Here is a 19320-nt window from a genome sequence, read left to right as displayed (position 1 = left end):
ACAGGGGCATGGCGAGACACGGAGGCCCGGCGGCTGCCGGACCAGCCGCGCCCGTGGCCGTGCGCGCCAAATCCGTCCAGGCGCCCTCCCAGGCCTTTGTACGCGTGGCCATCCTGGCCGCCCTGCTGCTGCTGGCCGTCTACACCGCCTTCGGCGTCAAGCGTCTGCAGAACGAGGCCTCGGCCCAGCCGGGCGGCGCGCCCCTCTCCGCGAAAGCGGGCCTGATCGCCGGCCGCGTCGAGGCCAACCTGGCCGCCCAGCGTGCGGGTCTGTCGGCCGCCTCCGACCTGCTCAAGCGCGATCCGGGCGCGACCATGGACGCCGCCGAGACCGCCCTGCGCGCCGCCGGCGGCGAGGCCGCGGCCGTCGCCGTCGTGTCGCCCACCGGCGTGGTCGCCGTCTCGGGCCGCGACGACGGCGCCGACTGGAAGTCCGCCGCCCAGGCCGCCGCCGCCTCCGGCCGCACCACCTGGACCGGTTCGGTCGGCGACACCGGCCGCCTCTATGTCGCCACCGCCACCACCCTGGACAAGACCCGCGCCTTCGTGATCGCCAGCGGCGACGCCGCGCGCCTGATCGAGGATCCCGCCAAGGGCGACAGCGGCGCCCTGGCCCTGCCCGGCGGCAAGCTGATCGCCGCCCGCGGCCAAGGCGCCCAGGGCGCGACCACCCTGCGCGAGGCCTTCGCCCTGTCGGTCGAGGACCTGGGCGATGGTCCGGCGGCCATGCGCGGCCAGGCCGTCGACGGCGCGGCCCTGGACCTGGCCGTCCGCCCGGTCGCCGAAGGCGCCCTGCTGGTCCTGGCCGCCTCGCCCACCCGCTCGGTCGCCAACCTGGACCGCCAGGTCATGGAAGGCGCCTTTACCCTGCTGGCGCCCCTGACCGTCGGCATCGCCCTGGCCCTGCTGCTGATGATCCAGAGCCGCCGGGCCGAGCGCGCCCACCGCGAATTCATCGACAGCGAGCAGCGCTTCCGCCTCGCCGTTGAGGCTGCCCGCTGCGGCATCTGGGAATGGGACCTGAACGCCGACCAGGTGTTCCTGTCCGATGTCACCGGCGCGATGTTCGGCTGGGGCGGCGGCGGCGTCGTCTCGGGCCAGGACTTGCTGGAGCGCATCTCGATCGACCACCGCGAGCGCGTGCGCCAGGCGCTGGCGAATGCCGCCATGTACGGGGCCTTCGACGTCTCGTTCCGCGTGCCGGCCGCCGAACAGGGCGGCCGCTCGCTGTGGATCGATGCGCGCGGCCAAGGCTTCGGCAAGCCCGGCGCCGACGGCTATGTCCGCATCATCGGCGTGGCCCTGGACGTCACAGAGGAGCGCATCGCCCAGGCCCGCGCCCAGGCCGCCGAGAACCGCCTGCGTGACGCCATCGAAAGCGTGTCGGAAGCCTTCGTCCTGTGGGACCGCCAGGGCCGGCTGCTGATGTGCAACCGCAACTACCGCAGCGTCTTCTCGCTGGAGCCCAAGATCCTGAAACCGGGCGCCGCCCGCGCCGAGGTCAATCGCTTCGCCGCCCTGGCCATCAAGCAGGACCACCCCGCGCCGGACGGCGCCAAGGGCGTGCGCGAGGCCGAGCTGATGGACGGCCGCTGGATCCAGATCAGCGAGCGCCGCACGGCCGAAGGCGGCCTCGTCATGACCGCCGCCGACATCACGGCTATCAAGACCCAGGAAGAAGCCCGCCGCCTCAACGAAGAGCAGCTGCAGAACGCCATCACCGGCCTGGAGCGCTCTCAGGAGCAGCTGGCCGAGCTGGCCCGCAAGTACGAGACCGAGAAGGTCAAGGCCGAGAGCGCAAACAAGGCCAAGAGCGAGTTCCTGGCCAACATGTCTCACGAGCTGCGCACGCCGCTGAACGCCATCAACGGCTTCTCCGAGATCATGATGAACGAGATGTTCGGCGAGCTCGGCGACAAGCGCTACAAGGGCTACAGCCAGGACATCCACTCGTCGGGCCAGCACCTTCTGGCGCTGATCAACGACATCCTCGACATGTCCAAGATCGAGGCCGGCAAGATGAACCTCAAGTTCGAGCCGATGCACCTGGAGGACGTGGCCGAGGACGCCGTCCGCCTGATCCGCAACCGCGCCGAGGCCGCCGGCCTGAAGCTCAATATCGAGTTCCCGCACCTGCCCGAGATCGAGGCCGACTACCGCGCGGTCAAGCAGGTGCTGCTGAACCTGCTGTCGAACGCCATCAAGTTCACGCCCCGCGCCGGCAGCGTCACCGTCCGCGCCGAGGTGCGCCGCGATCCGTTCGGCGACATGGTCAAGGTATCGGTCACCGACACCGGCATCGGCATCGCCAAGGAAGACCTGGCGCGCCTGGCCAAGCCGTTCGAGCAGGTCGAGAGCCAGTTCTCCAAGACCACGCAAGGCACCGGCCTGGGCCTGGCCCTGACCAAGTCGCTGATCACCATGCACGACGGCGTGCTGGAGATGCACAGCCAGCCCGGCGAGGGCACCACGGTCAGCTTCACGCTGCCGGTGCGGCAGAGCGATCACAAGGCCACGCGCGACTTCGTGGCGGCGTAGTCCAACAAGGTTTCGATGACCCTCGCCGTGTGGGTCATGGCCAGGAAGCGGCCGGCGTCCGCGACGCGTTCGAACCGGCTGTCGGGCAGCACTCTGCGCCAATAGCGATCGACATGGTCGGGGTCGTGCAGAGTGTCGTGCGCGCCGATGAACACGGACCATCGCACAAGGCCCGGCATCGGATCGGGCGGGCTCTCCCGAGCGATCGCCACCTGCTCGTTGACATAGCCCGCGATGCGACCCGTCGCGAACATGCGCACCGAACGCCAATAGTCCTCGGCGATGCGCGGATCCGCCATCGCGGCCTCGTCCGGCGGGCTGCCGTGCATCGATTGCCGGACCATGCCCAGCAGCCGCTCGCGCGTCAGGCTGCCGGCCAGCATGCGGGCGAATGCGCCGATCAGTTCGGGCCTACGCCAATAGGCCTCCTTGAACGCGCCCAGCGGGCCGCGTCTGAGGCTATCCGCGCCTGAAATCGGATCGGGGTTCACCAGCACCACGCGCCCGACTCGCTCCGGGGCCCGGCGCGCCAACGCCAGGACGGCCTGGGCCCCGCCCCGCGCGACGATGTCGATCGCGGGCAGCCGCAACGCATCCAGCAAGGCGATCAGGTCCCGCGCCGAGGCGTCGAACGGATCATGCTCTCCCGCGCGCAGACCCGGTACGGGATCGGTCATGCCAAACCCCGGCCGGTCGACGGCGATAGGTCGAAAGCCGCCCCGCTGCAGGGCCTCGACCAATCCCGACGGTGCGAGACGGCTGGTCATGCTGGAGTGCACGATCAGAACCGGGCGACCGCCGACCGGGCCGTAGTCGCTCCAGGCGATGCGCGTGCCGTCGGCGCGGGGCAACAGCCGCAGCGGCTCGACCCGAGGATCGGCGAAGCCCAGCTGTCCCCGGGTCGCGCCCAGCAAGGCGCCCAGCGCGCTCAAGGTCGACACGGTCCGCGCCAGTTCGCTGGCGGAGCTGACCCGCAAGGTGGCGAAGACCTGCTCCATCTCCTTACGCACCACCGCCACCGAAAGGCCAAGCGCCCGCGCCGCCTCCTCGCGAGACGCGCCGCCCGCCACGACCAGCGCGATGCTGGCCTGTTTTCGACTCAGCCCCCAGACATCGACCAGCAGTGGCGCATGGTCGGCCTCCGACGGCATCGCGCCGAAGGCCAGGCCCGACAGCAGCCCGACCAGCTCCGACACACGGCGCGTCCCGGTGCGACGATAGATCTCTGAAAGCGTCTCGCGCCCGGTGACGTGCGAGATGGCCAACATCTCCGACGCGCCCTTGATCGATCCGGCGCGAATGACCGCCTGGACGATGCGGGTCTGGGACGCCGTGAGGCCGAAGGCGGCGCAGGCCTGCTCGATCGGCCCGGCCCGCGCCGACAGGGTGGTCAGGACGACGACCTTGCCAGTCGGCGCTTCCTGGGCGAGCTCGGGCGGCAAGCGCCAGGCCGGAAAGGCCTCCCCCGCCGGCGCGTAGACGAAGATCACCGACTCCGGCCCGCCGCCGCTCTCGACCGCGACCGGGGCCACGACCGGCTTGCCCGAATGCAGCGCGCGGGCGACCAGGCCAGGATCGATGTAGCGCTCCCCCAGTTCCTCGGCGAACAGCCGAGACGCGGCGCGGACGCGACCCTTCGCGTCCAGCACGGCCGCGGCGATGCTCTGAGGGTTGAACAGCGGCGAAAAGCCGGCCTGGGCGGCCTCGGGTTCGATCAGGGCGTCCAGCGCATCCGGCGCATCGCGGGTCGCCGCCAGCACCGCGTCGGCGTCCTCCATCACCGCGCGCAGAAAGGTCGGCAGGCGCGGCTCATCGGTCAAATCGGCTTCCGTCACGCGGTGACTTTGAGGCGCGGCGAGCGACGCGTCCAGAGTTCAGGCTGGACACCCTACAAACGGCGATGCCCGCCGCCTGTGACCCGGATTAGGTGGCCAGGCCTTTTTGCGAGTCGCGACGGAGTACGATCCATGGCCGCCAAGTTTCAGACCCTGGACGTCACCCTCGCCCTGCGAACCGGCTTCACCAGCGCCTCGGCCCACGAGATCGCGGTCGCCGACTTCAACGGTGACGGCAAGCTGGACATCGCCCTGTCCTACTTCCTGTATCCGCTGGAAGACCGCGCGGTTCCGATCCGGGTCCTGACCGGCGACGGCGCCGGTAACTTCACCGACGCGACCACCGCGCTCTTCGCCGGCGCGCCGCCGGCCACCGTGCATGGCCGCCAGATCGTCGTGGCCGACTTCAACAAGGACGGCCGGGCCGACGCCTTCTTCGCCGATCACGGCTATGACGCCGCCCCCTTCCCCGGCGCCCGCAACGCGCTGTTCCTGTCGTCGGGCGCCACGGGCGTGGTCAACGCGACCTCGCGCCTGCCGACCCTGACCGACTTCAGCCACTCGGCTACAGCGGGTGACATCGATGGCGACGGCGACATCGACCTCTATGTCGGCAACTATAATGGCGGGACCGAAGAGGCGTCGTATTTCCTGATCAATGATGGCGCGGCCAACTTCACCCTGAACCGCGCGGGCCTGCCGGCCGACATCGTGGCGGGGCAGTATAACTCGCCCACCAGCCTGCTGTTCGACGCAGACGGCGACGGCGACCTTGATCTGCTGCTGACGCCCAACGAGACCCAGATCCAGAACGCCCGCCTGCTGAAGAACGACGGCAAGGGCAATTTCTCGGCCCTGTCCTCATTCGCCATGCCCAAGAACGGCGCCAGTGAGAGCGTGATCGACGCCAAGGCCGCCGACATCAATGGCGACGGCAAGCTGGACCTGGTGATGACCACGGTCGTGGACCTGTTCAAGCCAGGCACGACCCAGATCTGGATCAACGACGGCCAGGGCGGCTTCACGGACGAGACCGCCAGGCGCCTGCCGGTCCAGACGACCGAGGACTGGTATACCCGCACCCAGCTCGCGGACATCAACGGCGACGGCTATGTCGACCTGCTGGCCTCCAACAGCCACAAGCAGGCGGTGTTCCTGAACGATGGCGCAGGCCGCTTCGTGCAACTGCCCGAAGGCTGGCTGAACATCTCGCAGTACGACCGCCTGCAAGCCGCCGACGTCAACGGCGACGGCCGCATGGACATGATCGCCTGGCGCGGCATGTGGGACAATGCCGAGCATCTCACCATCCACCTGGCGACCGAGGACAGCGCCGCGGCCACGGGCGGCGCGAACGCCGACGCCCTGGTCGGCTACGCCCAGAACGACACCCTGAACGGTCAGGCCGGCGCGGATGTGATCTTCGGCGGCGGGGGCGCCGACACGCTGAGCGGCGGCGATGGCGCGGACATCCTGGTCGGCGGCGCGGGCGCCGACACTCTCGACGGCGGAGCCGGCCAGGACCAGGCCCGCTACGGCGGCGCGGCAGCCGACTACACGATCAGCGTCGGCGCTTCGGGCTGGGTGGTCACCGACAACCGCGCTGATCCGAAGGACGGCGTCGACACGCTGAAGAATGTCGAGAGCCTGGTCTTCGCGGACAAGACGGTAAGCTTGGGCGACGCCACGGTGGGTCTGGCGGTCGCCTCGCTGCTGCGGGTCAGCGCAGCGGCGGGCGCCGGCGGAGTTCTGACGGCCGATCTTTCGGCCAAGATCGCCGCCGGCGCCCTGACCTCGTCCGCCGCCATCGCCGAGGTCGTCAAGGCCGCCGACCAGACAACCTCGGTGGCGACGCTGAGCTATCTGTTCTTCACCGGCAAGATTCCAGGCCAGCCGGGCTACGACTACCTGATCTCGCCCACCGGCCCGAACGCCAACAATCTCAACAGCGCCTACTACCAGCTGTTCAATCTCGAGAACCGCTACATCAACTTCGCGGTCAATCTGGGCAAGGTGGGCGAAGGCGCCGCCAAGTTCACGGCCGACTACGGCGCGCTGTCGCTGTTCGAAGCCACCCGGAAGGCCTATGCGGCGATCTTCGGCGGCACGCCCAACGACGCCAAGGTCCATGCCCTGATCGACACCCGCGTCGACTACTTCGCCAGCTACGGCGGCGATGGCGCAAGCGGGATCGGCACGAAGGCGGCCATGGTCGGCTGGCTGCTGGCCGAGGCCGAGAAGGCCGATGTCGGCGTCATGGCCCGCAGCAACGCCGTATGGCTTACCGACCTTGCCGACGGAACCGCGCCGTTTGCCATCGATATCCTTGATCCCGCCAAGGGCTACTACAAGGCCGATTTCATCTTCGGAGCAGGCTGAGGCAATTCTAAATTTTTAGAAATATTACTTGCGTTTCATAGACTTAATTCGACGTCATGAAGCACTCGTAACGAGTATTAGGCCGACGACCAGACTACACCCTCTTTCAACGGATCGCCGCCGCGGGCGACCACAATGAAGACTAGAGGGACATTAGTCATGAGCAAGATCGTCAACCGTATCGCCGCCGTCGCCGCCCTGGCCCTGGCCGCCACTCCGATCATCGGCCTGACCGCCGCCCACGCCGCCGAACCGGCCCAGCCGGTCGCTCGCATCCTGGTTGGCGATCTGACCCTGTCGAACCCGGCCGACGCCCGCGAGTTCGAGCGCCGCGCCACCGTGGCCGGGGCCCGCGTCTGCGCCGGCAAGGGTCTGCGCGGCCTGACGGCTCGAGGCTGCCGCATGGACTTCGCCATCGACGTGAAGGACGCCATGACCGAGCAGCAGCTCGCCGACCTGAAGGCCGCCCAGCGCGCCGGCGCCCACACCACCTTCGCTTTGAACTGAGCTAGCCCCGACGCATCCACGCCGCGACCGCCCAGGCATGGGCGTCGTGGCGGAGGGCCACCACCGCGTCGCGCGGGTCCAGCCAAACCAGCTGGTGGTCGTCCTCGATCTTCAGGCCCGGCGCCTCGCCGGTGACCTTCACGACATAGATCCCGCCGTAATTGCGCACGGGTTCGCCGTCGGACTTCAGGAAATGCTGCGACACCGTCTCGATCAGGGACCCGGCCTGGACGACCAGGCCGGTCTCCTCGCCGAACTCGCGGGCGACGGCTTCCTGTTCGGATTCATCGCCATCCACCGCCCCGCCAGGCAGGTCGAAGTACGGCGCCTTGCCGGGCTTGGTGACCTGGGCCAGGGCGATCTGCCCCAGCCCGTTCTCGGCCACCCCGAAGGCGGCGCGGCGATCGCGATAGGTCAGCCCTTCCCCGGGCGTCCCGAAAGCCAGCATTCCCAAAATCAGTCCTTGCCGTAGAGGTCGAACCACGGATCGGCCTTGCCCGACGCGACGTCGGCAACGCTGATCTCGGGGCGGTAGCCGATCTTGCCATTGGCGCTTTCGCGCCAGGCGTCAGTCACCAGGTCGCGCAGAGCCGTGGCGCCGGCCGCGATGCGGGTGCGCACGAAGCTCTTGGCGCGGTCGTCGGTGGCGACCATGCCGCCGGCCTTTTCCAGCTGGTACAGCGGCTCGGTCTGTTTCCAGGTCTCGGTCAGGTAACCGACGACGCGGGTCTCGATCGAGCACTCGCAGGCCTTGTAGGCCGGCACCAGCGCCTTGACCGAAGCCTCGTCGCCCACAGCGGCGGCCAGCGGGCCTTCGAACGAACCGTGCGTCTGGCGCGAGTTGGTGTAGCCGTTGGGGTTCGGATAATCGCCCCAGCCATTGTAGTGCACCGACAGGTGCAGCGGCTGGCTGCCGTCGCCGACATAGTGGGCCCAAACGCCCAGGTCGCGCAGCAGCAGCGCCTCGCGGCGCTTCAGGTCGGCCTTGTAGTAGAGCAGCCGGGTCTTGTTCTTCTCGATCTTCACGGCGGCCGTCAGGATGCGCCAGTAGGTGAAGTCCTTCACCAGCTGCTGGTAGCCGTCGATGATCGCGTACGGCAGATAGCCGGCGTTCCAGCTGTTCACGCCGGCGGCCTGCAGGGCCTTTTCATAGTCGGCGCGCGTAGGCGGCAGGGTGGCCACGGTGAAGGCCGGGCCGCCGTACATCTTTCCCTGGTCGTCGATGTCCAGGAAGTGGGCGCTGTCGCGGTCGGTGTCGTGGATCTTGCCCGAGCCCTTCCAGCGGTCCGGCTCACGGGCATATTCGCCGATCGCGGCGACGGCGTCCGGCGTGCGCAGGAAGGCCGGCACGTCCGTGGGGAAGCTCTTGGCGCCGACGACGCCCACCACGCGGTGACCCGAAGCGCCCCAGGCAAAGGCCGAGGCGGCCGGCGCGGACAGGGCGGCGGCGAGGGTCAGGACTTTCAGGCTGGTCGAGAGGCGCAAAGAGAGAGCTCCGAAGGATCAGATAATGCCGAGCGCGGTCTCCATCCGCCCCACCCAGGCCTTCACGGCCGGATACTGCGAAAGGTCGAACCCGCCCTCGTGCGCCACGCGGGTGTAAGCCACCAGGGCGATGTCCGCCAGGGTGAGACGCTCGCCGACCAGAAAGGGCGTTTGTTTCAGCTGTGTTTCCAGGCGCGCCAGGGCCGCCTCGCCCCTTTCAATCAGCTTGGTCTCGAGGCTGTCACGCGCCTTGCCCAGATAGGCGACCTGGAAGCGCACCACCGCCACATAGGGCTCGTGGCTGTACTGCTCCCAGAACAGCCACTCGAACATCCTGGCGCGCTCATACGCGTCGGCCGGGATCAGCACCGAGCCCTCGGCCAGATGCAGCATGATGGCGTTGGACTGCGCCAGCGGCCGGCCGTCTTCCAGGATCACCATCGGGACCTGGCCGGCGGGGTTCAGGCTCATGAATTCCGCCGTCCGCGTCTCGGCCTTCAGCACGCTGGTCTCGATCCAGTCGAACGGCAGATGCAGGCGCTCGGCCGTCCACTTCACCTTCAGGCAATTGCCGGAAATCGAGTCGCCGTAGATGCGCAACGTCATGCCGGTTCCTCCTGTGAAGCTCTTCAAACGGAAAAAAGTGAGTCTTTACAGCGCAGTTTCAAGCCTCTGAATCCTTGCCGCTTTTTCGCGCATTGAGCGAGCTTGGCCGCGGGTGCGACGCCTGCCGGGGTTGTCACGGGTCCGTGATCGGGCTACCCAGACGCCGCCCGACAGATACGCCGATAAGAGGACCCCCTCGATGCGACGCAAGCTCGCCGGAATTTTGGCCACCGCGGTCATCTCCGCACTCGCCATTCCCGCCTTCGCAAATGCCGCTGAATCCACGCCTGCGACGGACGTGCGTTCCGACCCGCTGGGTGACCTCATCAGCACCGCCCTGGGCGGCGGCCTGCCGGGCTCGGTCGAGTTCAAGATGCGGGCGACGATGTATCACGCGGGCGCCAAGGGCATCCGCGCGTTCGACTCGCTGGGCTGCAAGGTCGCGGCCATGCGCACCGTCGCGGTCGATCCCAAGGTGATCCCGCGCCGCACCGTGATCTTCATCAAGGAAACCGTTGGTCTGGCTATGCCGGACGGCAGCAAGCACGATGGCTACTGGTACGCCTCCGATATCGGCGGCGCGGTGAAGGGCCTCAAGCTCGACCTGTTCAGCGGCTTCGGCGCCGCCTCGATGAAGGCCCTGGGCGGCGTGGACCTGTCCAGCCTGTCGGTCAGCAAGGTCGGCGAGTTCAAGGGCTGCCCGCCGCAGTAAACGCCCCTTATCCGCTCATCCCCGCGAAAGCGGGGACCCAGGCTGACGTTGGGCTTGTGGCGCGGACTGGAAATCCTCTTCAAACTCGGCTTGGATCCCCGCTTTCGCGGGGATGGTCGGTTTTGGGGGGCGTATGTATAAATTCTCGATGGCCTTGGTGTCGGCAGCTGTTCTTGCCGCAGCCGTCCCCGCCCACGCTGACGACCTGCCCCGCCTGAAGGCCCGCGCGGCCGCCGTCTCGATCACCCGCGACGACTGGGGCATCGCCCACATCCACGGCAAGACCGACGCCGACGCGGTGTTCGGCATGGCCTACGCCCAGGCCGAGGACGACTTCAACCGGGTCGAGACCAACTTCATGACCTCGCTGGGCCGCACGGCCGAGGCGGAGGGCGAGAAGGCGATCTGGGCCGACCTGCGCCAGAAGCTGTTCATCGATCCGGCCGTGCTGAAGGCCGACTACGCCAAGAGCCCGGCCTGGCTGAAGGCGCTGATGAACGGCTGGGCCGACGGGCTGAACTTCTACCTGGCTGCGCATCCGGACGTGAAGCCGCGCGTCATCAGCAAGTTCGAGCCCTGGATGGCGCTCAGCTTCTCGGAAGGCAGCATCGGCGGCGACATCGAGCGCGTGGCCCTGACCCAGCTGGAGGCCTTCTACGGTAAGCGGCAACTGGCCATGACCGCCGACGAGAAGGGCCTGCTGTTCAAGGAGCCCAAGGGCTCGAACGGCATGGCCATCGCGCCGAAGCTGACGCTGGAGGGCCACGCCCTGCTTCTGATCAACCCGCACACCAGCTTCTTCTTCCGGTCCGAGATGCAGGTCTCGTCCGACCAAGGCCTGAACGCCTATGGCGCGACGACCTGGGGCCAGTTCTTCATCTATCAGGGCTTCAACGCCAAGGCCGGCTGGATGCACACCTCCAGCGGCGTCGACGTGGTCGACGAGTTCGCCGAGACCATCGTCGAGAAGGACGGCCAGCGCTTCTACAAGTACGACAAAGAGCTGCGCCCGCTGAAGAGCGAGGTCATCGCCGTCCCCTATCGCGCCGCCGACGGATCGATGGCCGAGCGCAAGTTCACCGTCTTCAAGACCCACCACGGCCCGATCGTCCGCGAGGCCGACGGCAAGTGGATCAGCATCGCCCTGATGAACAAGCCGGTCGCGGCGCTGGAGCAGTCGTTCCTGCGCACCAAGGCGACCGATCTCGCCAGCTTCATGAAGGTGGCGCAGCTGAAGGCCAATTCGTCGAACAACACCCTGTTCGCCGACAGCAAGGGCGAGATCGCCTATCTGCACCCGCAGTTCATTCCGGTGCGCGACGACCGCTTCGACTACACCAAACCCGTCGACGGTTCGGATCCCGCCACCGACTGGAAGGGCCTGCACGCCCTGAAGGACGCGCCGCACGTGGTGAACCCGCCCAACGGCTGGACCTTCAACACCAACAACTGGCCTTACACCGCAGCCGGCCCCTACAGCCCCAAGAAGGCCGACTATCCGAAGTACATGGACACCTTCGGCGAGAACCCGCGCGGCATCCATGCCGACCTGGTGCTGAAGGATGCCAAGAACCTCACGCTCGGAGGCCTGATCGACAAGGCCTACGACCCGTACCTGACCGCCTTCGCCCGCTTGGTTCCGACGCTGGTCGCGGCTTATGACGCCGCGCCCGATCCCAAACTGGCCGAGCAGGTCGCGGCCCTGAAGGCCTGGGACTGCAAGTGGTCGGCCCGCTCGACCGAGACCTCGCTGGCGGTGTTCTGGGGCGAAGCCATGTGGGCCAAGGCCGCTCCGGCCGCCAAGGCGCAAGGGCTCAACACCTACGACTACATGGCCGACAAGCTGACGGGGCCTGAGAAGCTGGCGGCCCTGACCGAGGCGTCGGATCGCCTGACCGCCGACTTCGGCTCGTGGAAGACTCCGTGGGGCGACATCAACCGCTTCCAGCGCAACGACGCCGCCATCGTCCAGACCTTCGATGACGCCAAGCCCAGCATCCCGGTGGCCTTCACCTCGGCCCAGTGGGGCTCGCTGGCCTCGTTCGGGGCCAAGCGCTGGCCGGGAACCAAGAAGTACTACGGCACCCTGGGCAACAGCTTCGTGGCGGTCGTGCAGTTCGGCGACAAGGTCCGCGCCCGCGCCGTCTCGGCCGGCGGTGAAAGCGGCGATCCCGCCTCCCCGCATTTCAACGACCAGGCGCTGCGGTACTCGCTGGGGAATCTGCGGGACGTGTACTTCTATCCCGAGGACCTGAAGGCCCACGCGGTGAAGACGTACAAGCCGGGCCAATAGGCGGGGTTAGATATCCCCGCCCACGTTCGAGACCGCGCCCGGGGCGCGGGCGACATGGATGCCGCACTCGGTCTTTTCCTGGCCTTGCCAGCGACCCGAGCGACCGTCTTCCGACGGCTTGGTGCAGGGCCAGCAGCCGATCGAGGCATAACCCTGCTCCACCAGCGGGTGGGACGGCAGGTCGTGCTCGGCGACATAGGCGTCCAGCTCGGCCTTCGACCAGTTGGCCAGCGGATTGAACTTCAGCTTGCCCTCGGCCTCCTCGACCACGGGCAGGCTCAGGCGGTCGCCGCCGTGGAAGCGCTTGCGGCCGGTGATCCAGGCGTCGAAGCCGCCCAGGGCGCGGTCCAGCGGCAGCACCTTGCGGATGTGGCAGCAGCCGTCGACGCTGGTGCGCCACAGGTCCGAGTTGGGGTCCTGGGTCGCCAGGTCCGTAAAGGCCGGACGCAGGTCGCGCACGTCGGTCAGGCCGAACTTGGCGGCCAGGTTCTTGCGGTAGTCCAGGGTCTGGCCAAACAGCATGCCAGTGTCGAGGAACAGCACCGGAATGGTCGGCGACACCTGCGAGACCAGGTGCAGCAGCACGGCGGACTCGGCCCCGAAGGACGAGACCAGGGTCAGCCGGTCGCCGAAATGGGCATAGGCCGCCTTGAGGACGGTCAGGGGATGGGCGTCGCGCAGCTCGGCGCCCAGCCGGGCCGCGAGGCCTGCCGCGGTCCCGCCGATCTGGTCGTACGCCATCAGGAGGCCCTTTCCTCGAACGCGACGGTCCGGTCATCCGCGGCGCGCTGATAGACGTGGCGGAAACGGCTGGCGGCCTTGGTCCAGGCCTCGGGCGTCGCGCCATCGTTCGGCTCGAAGGCGTCGAAGCCGCAGCGGACCATGAAGCCGGCCTGCTCCTGCAGCACGTCGCCGACGGCGCGGATCTGGCCCTCGTACTTGAAGCGCTCGCGCAGTAGGCGGGCCGAGGTGTAGGCGCGGCCGTCGCGGTACTTCGGGAAGGCCAGGGCCACCACCGCGATGCGCGGCAGGTCGTAGGCCAGCACCTCGACCTCCTGGTCGGACTCGATGCGCACGCCGACGCGGCGGCTGTTGGACGACAGCAGGGCGTCGCCCTCGGCCTCGAAGCGGGCCAGGGACAGGATCACGTCGCCCGAGTCCGGGATGGCGTCCTCATCGGTGACGTTGACGAAGGCGTCCTCGGCCCAGCGGGCCTCGCCGTTAGCCAGCTCAATCAGCTTGGGCATAGACAGCCTCCTTGAAGGGCTCGAGGCCGACGCGGCGATAGGTGTCGAGGAAGCGCTCGCCGTCGGTGCGGACGGTGAGATAGGCGCCGACCAGCTGGTCGACAGCGGTCGCGACCTTGTCCGCCGGCAGCGCCGGGCCCAGGATCTTGCCGATCGAGGCGTCTTCCGCGCCCGAGCCGCCCAGCGACAGCTGGTAGAATTCCTCGCCCTTCTTATCGACGCCCAGCACGCCGATGTGGGCGACGTGGTGGTGACCGCAGGCGTTGATGCAGCCGCTGATCTTGATCTTCAGCTCACCCACATTCTCGGCGCGATCCAGGTCGGCGAACTGGCGGGCGATGTCCTGGGCGATCGGGATCGCGCGGGCGTTCGCAAGAGCGCAATAGTCCAGGCCCGGGCAGGCGATGATGTCGCTGATCAGGTCGATATTGGCCGTGGCCAGACCCTTGGCCTGCAGCGCCGCGAACACGGTCGGCAGGTCGTCCAGCTTGATGTGCGGCAAGACCAGGTTCTGGGCGTGGGTCACCCGAACGTCGTTGAAGCCATAACGCTCGGCCAGGTCTGCGACGACGTTCAGTTGCTCGGTCGTGGCGTCGCCCGGCGTCTGCTCCTGGGCCTTCAGCGAGATCTCGACGATCGCATAGCCCGGCTGCTTGTGGGCGCGGACGTTGTTGCGCACGAAGCGGGCGAAGGCGCTGTCCTTGGCCTTGGCCATTTCGAACGCTTCCGAACGGGCCGGCAGGGTCTCGAACGGGGTCTGGGCGAACGAGGCGCGGATGCGGGCCAGCTCGGCGGCGGGCAGGTCGGCGCGCTCGGCGTCGATCTTTTCCCACTCTTCCTGTACCTGCTTGGCGAACTCCTCGGCGCCCAGGGCGGCGACCAGGATCTTGATGCGGGCCTTGTAGATGTTGTCGCGGCGGCCGTGGCGATTGTAGACGCGCAGGATCGCTTCCAGGTAGCTCAGCAGCCGGTCGGTCGGCAGGAACTCCTTGATGGTCGGGCCGACATAGGGCGTACGCCCCTGCCCGCCGCCGACGATCACTTCGAAGCCCAGCTGGCCGTCACGGCCCTGGCGCATCAGCAGGCCAATGTCGTGCACCTTAGCCGCCGTGCGGTCCTTGGCCGAGGCGGTGATGGCGATCTTGAACTTGCGCGGCAGGAACGAGAATTCCGGGTGCAGGGTCGACCACTGGCGGATCACTTCCGACCACACGCGCGGATCGTCGACCTCTTCCGACGTCGCGCCGGCATACGGATCCGACGTGGTGTTGCGGATGCAGTTGCCGCTGGTCTGGATGGCGTGCAGGTCCACTTCCGCCAGCTTGTCCAGGATGTCGGGCGCATCCTTCAGCTTGATCCAGTTGAACTGGATGTTCTGGCGCGTTGTGAAGTGGCCATAGCCCTTGTCGTAGTCGCGGGCGATCTCGGCCAGGCGGCGCACCTGGGCCGGGTTCAGCGAACCGTACGGCACCGCCACCCGCAGCATGTAGGCGTGCAATTGCAGATAAAGGCCGTTCATCAGGCGCAGCGGCTTGAACTGGTCCTCGGTCAGCTCGCCGGCCAGACGGCGGGCGACCTGGCCGCGAAACTCGTTCGAGCGGTCCTGCAGGAACTCTTTGTCGATGATGTCGTACTGGTACATCGCTCTACTTCCTGCGGATCAGGTCGACGCGGCCGGTCGAGCGCGCCGCGCCCGAGGCGTGACGCAGGGCCTCGACGACGTCGCCGCCCTCGGCCTGCTTGCCATGCGTGAGTTCGTTGGTGGGGCCCAGCGCGCGGATGCGCTCGCGGTAGCTGACCGGCGCCCAGTGGCCTTCCGACGGGGTCAGGTCGATCGGATAGACGTCGACGACGACGGTCGACTGGCCCTTGCCCGTGGCGACGGCGGCTTCCAGCTCGGCCTCGGCGGCTTCGTCGAACAGCTGTGCGTCCCCGAAGCGCTCGACCCACTGGCCGGCCTTCCAGAACACGACGTCACCGTCGAGCAGGCGGTTGGCGACGATAGCTTTCATGAACGCGAGCTCCGCTCGAACAGGGCGGTTTGGGAAATCGGGTCGATCACCGGCACGGTGTCGGCCATGGCCATCGACTCGCCGACCATCAACAGCGCGGGGCCCTTAACGCCCTGCGCGGCTTCGGCCAAGCCCGACAGCGTGGTGAGGATGCGGCGCTCGTCGGCGCGGCTGGCGTTCTCGACGACCAGGGCCGGGGTCGAGCCCGCGCGGCCGGCAGCGGTCAGGCGCTCGGCGATCAGGCCGGCGGTCGAGACGCCCATATAGACGACGACGGTCTGGTTCGGACGGGCCAGCGAGACCCAGTCCAGGTCCGGCTCGCCATGCGCGGCGTGGCCGGTGACGAAGGTAACCGCTTGGGCCGCGCCGCGATGGGTCAGCGGCGCGCCGGCGCCGGCGCTGGCGGCTAGGGCGGCGGTGACGCCGGGCACCACGTGGCACTCGACGCCGGCTTCGCGGCAGGCGGCCAGCTCTTCGCCGCCACGGCCGAACAGGAACGGATCGCCGCCCTTCAGGCGCACCACGTTCAGGCCGTCCAGAGCCAGGGCCACGATCAGCTGGTTGATGTCGTCCTGTGGCAGGGTGTGGCGCGACTTGCGCTTGGCCACGTTGATGCGGCGGGCGCGGCTGGGCGCCAGATCCAGGATCTCGTCGGAGACCAGACCGTCATGCACCACCACGTCGGCGGCGCGCAGGGCGTTGAAGGCGCGGAAGGTCAGGAGGTCCGGATCGCCAGGACCGGCGCCCACGAGCCACACGGCGCCGAGCGCACGATTGGCCCGCGTCCCGCCAACAACGACGAGACCGGGCTTGCTGCTGCGACGGACCGGCTGGCGGGCCATGGGCTTTAAGAACCTCTATCAGGCCGCTTGGAATAAAACGGTAGAACGCAACGCGGGGTCGTCCCTATGAGACGACCCCGCAAGCGCCCGCCGACGAAAAGGGCCTATCCGTCAGCGAACGCTTGCAAAGTCGTCGCGAAGGGCTCAATTCGCAAACAAGGACTTCTGCCGGGGCGTTCAGTAAAACTCATGGAAAGACCCAACGAGCGCCGCCGCCTGCCGCCGCTGAACGCGCTGCGCGCTTTCGAGGCCGCCGCCCGCCACCTGAACTTCAGCCGCGCCGCCGACGAGCTGTCGGTGACGCCCGGCGCCGTCAGCCAGCAGATCCAGAATCTGGAGGACTATGTCGGCGCGGCCCTGTTCAAGCGCACGCCCAAGGGCCTGCTGCTGACCGACGCCGCCCAGACCGCCCTGCCCGCCCTGCGCGAGGCCTTCGACCGCCTGGCCGAGGCCGCCTCCCTGCTGACCGCCGCCGTCGACGGTCGCCGCCTGACCCTAACCGCCGCCCCCTCGTTCGCCGCCAAGTGGCTGGTGCCGCGCCTGGGCAAGTTCGAGCAGGCCCATCCGCAGGTCGATGTCTGGCTGTCGGCCGGCATGGAGGTCGTGGACTTCGCCACGGGCGAGGTCGACATGGCCATCCGCTACGGCTCGGGCCGGTATCCGGGCTTGGAGGTCATCCGGCTGATGCACGAGACCGTCGTGCCGGTCGCCAGCCCCGAGCTGCTGGAAGCCAACGCCCTGGAGCGCCCCGAGGACCTGGCCCACCATATCCTGCTGCACGACGGCTCGCCCGACGCCGACGACAGCTGCCCCGACTGGGCGATGTGGCTGGCCGCGCGCGGCATCAAGGGCGTCGACGGCGCGCGCGGCCCGCGCTTCAACCAGTCCAGCCTGGTCATCGAGGCCGCCGCCAACGGCCGCGGCATCGCGCTGGCCAAGCGCACCCTGGCCCAGGCAGACCTCGATTCCGGCCGCCTGGTGATCCCGTTCGAGGCCTCGACGGCGGTCGACTTCGCCTATTACGTCGTCCACCCCAAGGCCAAGGGGCGCCTGCCCCAGGTGAAGGCCTTCGTGACCTGGCTGCGCACAGAGGCCGAGGCGCACGAAGCCGCCCTGCTGACAATGGACAACGGGTCCGGGATTTAAGCTCCTACGGCTCTGGTTTCTGTCGCCGGAACCGGCTTAAAGGAGCCCATGAAAATCACGACTCTCACAGTCGACGAGCACCTCGCTCCCGCCGACTGCCAGACCATGGCCGATGTGCGCCAGGGCGTGGACGCCCTGGACCGGGCCCTGGTCCAGCTCCTGACCGAGCGTCAGGGCTTCATGGACGCCGCCGCCCGCATCAAGGCCGACCGCTCCAAGGTGTTCGACCGCGCGCGGATCGAGGACGTGGTGGAGAAGGTCAAAGCCTCCGCCCGCGCGTCCGGCCTGTCGGAAGCCATCGCCGAGCCGGTGTGGCGCACGCTGATCGACCGCTGCATCGCCTACGAATACGACAGCTGGGACAAGACCAAGGGCTAGAAGCCCTTCCCTCTCCCCTTGCGGGAGAGGGTGACCCGAAGGGTCGGGTGAGGGGTCGCGCCGCCCTATCGGACAAGCCTTTCAACCCCTCATCCGTCAGCTACGCTGACACCTTCTCCCGCAAGGGGAGAAGGAAACCGGCCTAGTTCCCGTCGATCATCCGACCCAGGCCGCCCAGGATCGAGCCTTCGCCCTGGTTGCCGCCCTGGTGCTGCGCGGCCTGCAACATGCGGCCGGCCAGGCGCGAGAACGGCAGCGACTGGATCCAGACCTTCCCCGGACCGCGCAGGCGGGCGAAGAACATCCCCTCGCCGCCGAACAGCACGTTCTTGACGCCGCCGGCCATGACCAGGTCGAAGTCGACGCCCGGCGTGTAGGCCGCCAGGCACCCCGTATCGATGTGCAGCTCCTCGCCCGGGGCCAGCTCGCGCTCGACCAGGGCGCCGCCCATCTGCACGAACACCCAGCCGTCGCCTTCCAGGCGCTGCATGATGAAACCCTCGCCGCCAAACAGGCCGGTCATCATCCGCTTCTGGAAGTGGATGCCGATCGACACCCCGCGGGCGGCGGCCAGGAAGCTGTCCTTCTGGCAGATCAGCGTCCCGCCCAGCTGGCCCAGGTTCAGCGGCAGGATCGAACCCGGCGTCGGCGAGGCGAAGGCCACGCGCGCCTTGCCCTGACCCTGGTGGGTGAAGACGGTGGTGAACAGGCTCTCGCCGGTAACCAGGCGCTTGCCGGCGCCCAGCAGCTTGCCCATGAAGCCGCCGCCCTGATCGGCCGAGCCGTCGCCGAACACGGTGGTCATCTGGACGCTGGCGTCCTTCCACACGAAGGCGCCGGCCTCGGCGACAGCGCTCTCGCCCGGATCCAGCTCGATCTCGACGAACTGCAGGTCATCGCCCTTGATCTCGAAGTCGATGTCGTCTGCGACGCTGGCGCTGCGGGTGTGGCTCCAGGGACTGTTGGGCATGGGGGAAGAACTCCTCGTGTCTAGAACACCGTTCTTAGCGAGCCCGCGCGACACCCGCCAATTACGCTTCCTTTAAATGCGCGCTCCCGTGCGCGGGCGCTTTGGGCGGCGGTCATGCCAGCCGAGCAATCTGGTCATACCATTGGTCGGACAAATGACCTTGTCTGACCACCCAGCTTGAGCACACCCGAAATGCGCACGGACGACCAAGTTTTTCCTGGGTTTCTCGCTTATCAAGTTATTTTACCACTGGATGCGCTTCCATCGCGCGGTCGGTACCCGCATCCTGAGGTTTGGCCTGACCAAGTGGTCGCCCCATTCTCACAAGTGGCATTACCAATTCTTGACAACGTCACGAACTGGTCGGATAA

16 protein-coding genes and 1 pseudogene are annotated in these 19320 nt (G+C 68.0%); 7 read left to right on the top strand and 10 right to left on the bottom strand.

Annotation, left to right across the window (positions count from 1 at the left end; translation table 11 throughout):
- Positions 1-8: 8 nt before the first annotated feature.
- Positions 9-2537 carry a PAS domain-containing sensor histidine kinase gene (locus J7528_RS18685; protein WP_291877472.1) on the top strand — a complete coding sequence of 843 codons (2529 nt, stop codon included), beginning with the start codon at positions 9-11 and terminating at the stop codon, positions 2535-2537.
- Here J7528_RS18685 and J7528_RS18680 read toward each other — a convergent pair.
- Positions 2504-4357, bottom strand: coding sequence for an alpha/beta fold hydrolase (locus tag J7528_RS18680; protein WP_291877469.1), 1854 nt, complete (start codon positions 4355-4357; stop codon positions 2504-2506). The two genes, J7528_RS18685 and J7528_RS18680, sit on opposite strands and share 34 nt — an antisense overlap.
- 147 nt (positions 4358-4504) lie before the next feature.
- On the opposite strand from J7528_RS18680, the gene J7528_RS18675 reads away from it, so the two are divergent.
- Together J7528_RS18675 and J7528_RS18670 are read left to right on the top strand one after the other, a co-directional pair.
- Positions 4505-6751, top strand: coding sequence for an FG-GAP-like repeat-containing protein (locus J7528_RS18675; RefSeq protein WP_291877466.1), 2247 nt, complete (start codon positions 4505-4507; stop codon positions 6749-6751).
- A 159-nt stretch (positions 6752-6910) separates the two neighbouring features.
- Positions 6911-7258: a UrcA family protein gene (locus tag J7528_RS18670; RefSeq protein WP_291877463.1), complete on the top strand. Its 348-nt coding sequence runs from the start codon at positions 6911-6913 to the stop codon at positions 7256-7258.
- A 1-nt stretch (position 7259) separates the two neighbouring features.
- Here J7528_RS18670 and J7528_RS18665 read toward each other — a convergent pair whose 3' ends face one another.
- The 3 genes from J7528_RS18665 to J7528_RS18655 are packed head-to-tail and all read right to left on the bottom strand — an operon-like array spanning position 7260 to position 9349.
- The gene (locus J7528_RS18665) at positions 7260-7706 is read right to left on the bottom strand and encodes an NUDIX domain-containing protein (RefSeq protein ID WP_291877461.1); all 447 of its coding nucleotides are present in this window, start codon (positions 7704-7706) and stop codon (positions 7260-7262) included.
- A gap of 8 nt (positions 7707-7714) precedes the next feature.
- Positions 7715-8743, bottom strand: coding sequence for a S1/P1 Nuclease (locus tag J7528_RS18660; RefSeq protein WP_291877458.1), 1029 nt, complete (start codon positions 8741-8743; stop codon positions 7715-7717).
- Between the two features lie 18 nt (positions 8744-8761).
- Positions 8762-9349, bottom strand: coding sequence for a glutathione S-transferase family protein (locus J7528_RS18655; protein WP_291877456.1), 588 nt, complete (start codon positions 9347-9349; stop codon positions 8762-8764).
- A gap of 199 nt (positions 9350-9548) precedes the next feature.
- Between J7528_RS18655 and J7528_RS18650 the strand changes: the two genes are divergently transcribed.
- Together J7528_RS18650 and J7528_RS18645 are read left to right on the top strand one after the other, a co-directional pair.
- Positions 9549-10061, top strand: coding sequence for a 3D domain-containing protein (locus J7528_RS18650; protein WP_291877453.1), 513 nt, complete (start codon positions 9549-9551; stop codon positions 10059-10061).
- A gap of 148 nt (positions 10062-10209) precedes the next feature.
- Entirely contained in the window at positions 10210-12354 is a 2145-nt protein-coding gene (locus J7528_RS18645) for a penicillin acylase family protein (RefSeq protein ID WP_291877449.1), read from the top strand.
- A gap of 6 nt (positions 12355-12360) precedes the next feature.
- Here J7528_RS18645 and J7528_RS18640 read toward each other — a convergent pair whose 3' ends face one another.
- The 5 genes and pseudogenes from J7528_RS18640 to cobA all read right to left on the bottom strand — a co-directional run.
- Positions 12361-13095 carry a phosphoadenylyl-sulfate reductase gene (locus J7528_RS18640; RefSeq protein WP_291877446.1) on the bottom strand — a complete coding sequence of 245 codons (735 nt, stop codon included), beginning with the start codon at positions 13093-13095 and terminating at the stop codon, positions 12361-12363.
- Positions 13095-13601 (bottom strand): DUF934 domain-containing protein, encoded by a 507-nt coding sequence (locus J7528_RS18635; RefSeq protein ID WP_291877443.1) that lies wholly within the window; start codon positions 13599-13601, stop codon positions 13095-13097. The genes J7528_RS18640 and J7528_RS18635 overlap by 1 nt, the downstream gene beginning before the upstream one ends.
- The gene (locus J7528_RS18630; RefSeq protein ID WP_291877439.1) at positions 13585-15243 is read right to left on the bottom strand and encodes a nitrite/sulfite reductase; all 1659 of its coding nucleotides are present in this window, start codon (positions 15241-15243) and stop codon (positions 13585-13587) included. Before J7528_RS18630 ends, J7528_RS18635 begins: the two co-directional genes overlap by 17 nt.
- A 4-nt stretch (positions 15244-15247) precedes the next feature.
- The gene (locus J7528_RS18625) at positions 15248-15613 is read right to left on the bottom strand and encodes a DUF2849 domain-containing protein (protein ID WP_291877436.1); all 366 of its coding nucleotides are present in this window, start codon (positions 15611-15613) and stop codon (positions 15248-15250) included.
- A gap of 59 nt (positions 15614-15672) precedes the next feature.
- Positions 15673-16455, bottom strand: a pseudogene (cobA, locus tag J7528_RS18620) (uroporphyrinogen-III C-methyltransferase); the annotation flags it as partial.
- 189 nt (positions 16456-16644) lie between these two features.
- Between cobA and gcvA the strand changes: the two are divergent.
- Positions 16645-17601, top strand: a complete 957-nt coding sequence (gcvA, locus tag J7528_RS18615) for a transcriptional regulator GcvA (RefSeq protein WP_291877434.1) — start codon at positions 16645-16647, stop codon at positions 17599-17601.
- Between the two features lie 48 nt (positions 17602-17649).
- Positions 17650-17979 (top strand): chorismate mutase, encoded by a 330-nt coding sequence (locus tag J7528_RS18610; RefSeq protein WP_291877431.1) that lies wholly within the window; start codon positions 17650-17652, stop codon positions 17977-17979.
- A gap of 142 nt (positions 17980-18121) precedes the next feature.
- Here J7528_RS18610 and J7528_RS18605 read toward each other — a convergent pair whose 3' ends face one another.
- Positions 18122-18949, bottom strand: a complete 828-nt coding sequence (locus J7528_RS18605; protein WP_291877429.1) for a TIGR00266 family protein — start codon at positions 18947-18949, stop codon at positions 18122-18124.
- Positions 18950-19320 lie beyond the last annotated feature (371 nt).

This window comes from Caulobacter sp. (genome assembly GCF_017744445.1).
Taxonomy (GTDB): domain Bacteria; phylum Pseudomonadota; class Alphaproteobacteria; order Caulobacterales; family Caulobacteraceae; genus Caulobacter.
Note: the sequence above shows the minus strand (reverse complement) of the source record. Positions and strands in the feature narration are given on the sequence as shown.

Coding starts and splice junctions, on each gene's coding strand:
- J7528_RS18625 (WP_291877436.1), bottom strand. CDS start 15,613: ATGAAAGCTATCGTCGCCAACCGCCTGCTCGACGGTGACGTCGTGTTC.
- J7528_RS18655 (WP_291877456.1), bottom strand. CDS start 9,349: ATGACGTTGCGCATCTACGGCGACTCGATTTCCGGCAATTGCCTGAAG.
- J7528_RS18650 (WP_291877453.1), top strand. CDS start 9,549: ATGCGACGCAAGCTCGCCGGAATTTTGGCCACCGCGGTCATCTCCGCA.
- J7528_RS18665 (WP_291877461.1), bottom strand. CDS start 7,706: ATGCTGGCTTTCGGGACGCCCGGGGAAGGGCTGACCTATCGCGATCGC.
- J7528_RS18630 (WP_291877439.1), bottom strand. CDS start 15,243: ATGTACCAGTACGACATCATCGACAAAGAGTTCCTGCAGGACCGCTCG.
- J7528_RS18605 (WP_291877429.1), bottom strand. CDS start 18,949: ATGCCCAACAGTCCCTGGAGCCACACCCGCAGCGCCAGCGTCGCAGAC.
- J7528_RS18645 (WP_291877449.1), top strand. CDS start 10,210: ATGGCCTTGGTGTCGGCAGCTGTTCTTGCCGCAGCCGTCCCCGCCCAC.
- J7528_RS18635 (WP_291877443.1), bottom strand. CDS start 13,601: ATGCCCAAGCTGATTGAGCTGGCTAACGGCGAGGCCCGCTGGGCCGAG.
- J7528_RS18610 (WP_291877431.1), top strand. CDS start 17,650: ATGAAAATCACGACTCTCACAGTCGACGAGCACCTCGCTCCCGCCGAC.
- gcvA (WP_291877434.1), top strand. CDS start 16,645: ATGGAAAGACCCAACGAGCGCCGCCGCCTGCCGCCGCTGAACGCGCTG.
- J7528_RS18685 (WP_291877472.1), top strand. CDS start 9: ATGGCGAGACACGGAGGCCCGGCGGCTGCCGGACCAGCCGCGCCCGTG.
- J7528_RS18670 (WP_291877463.1), top strand. CDS start 6,911: ATGAGCAAGATCGTCAACCGTATCGCCGCCGTCGCCGCCCTGGCCCTG.
- J7528_RS18640 (WP_291877446.1), bottom strand. CDS start 13,095: ATGGCGTACGACCAGATCGGCGGGACCGCGGCAGGCCTCGCGGCCCGG.
- J7528_RS18675 (WP_291877466.1), top strand. CDS start 4,505: ATGGCCGCCAAGTTTCAGACCCTGGACGTCACCCTCGCCCTGCGAACC.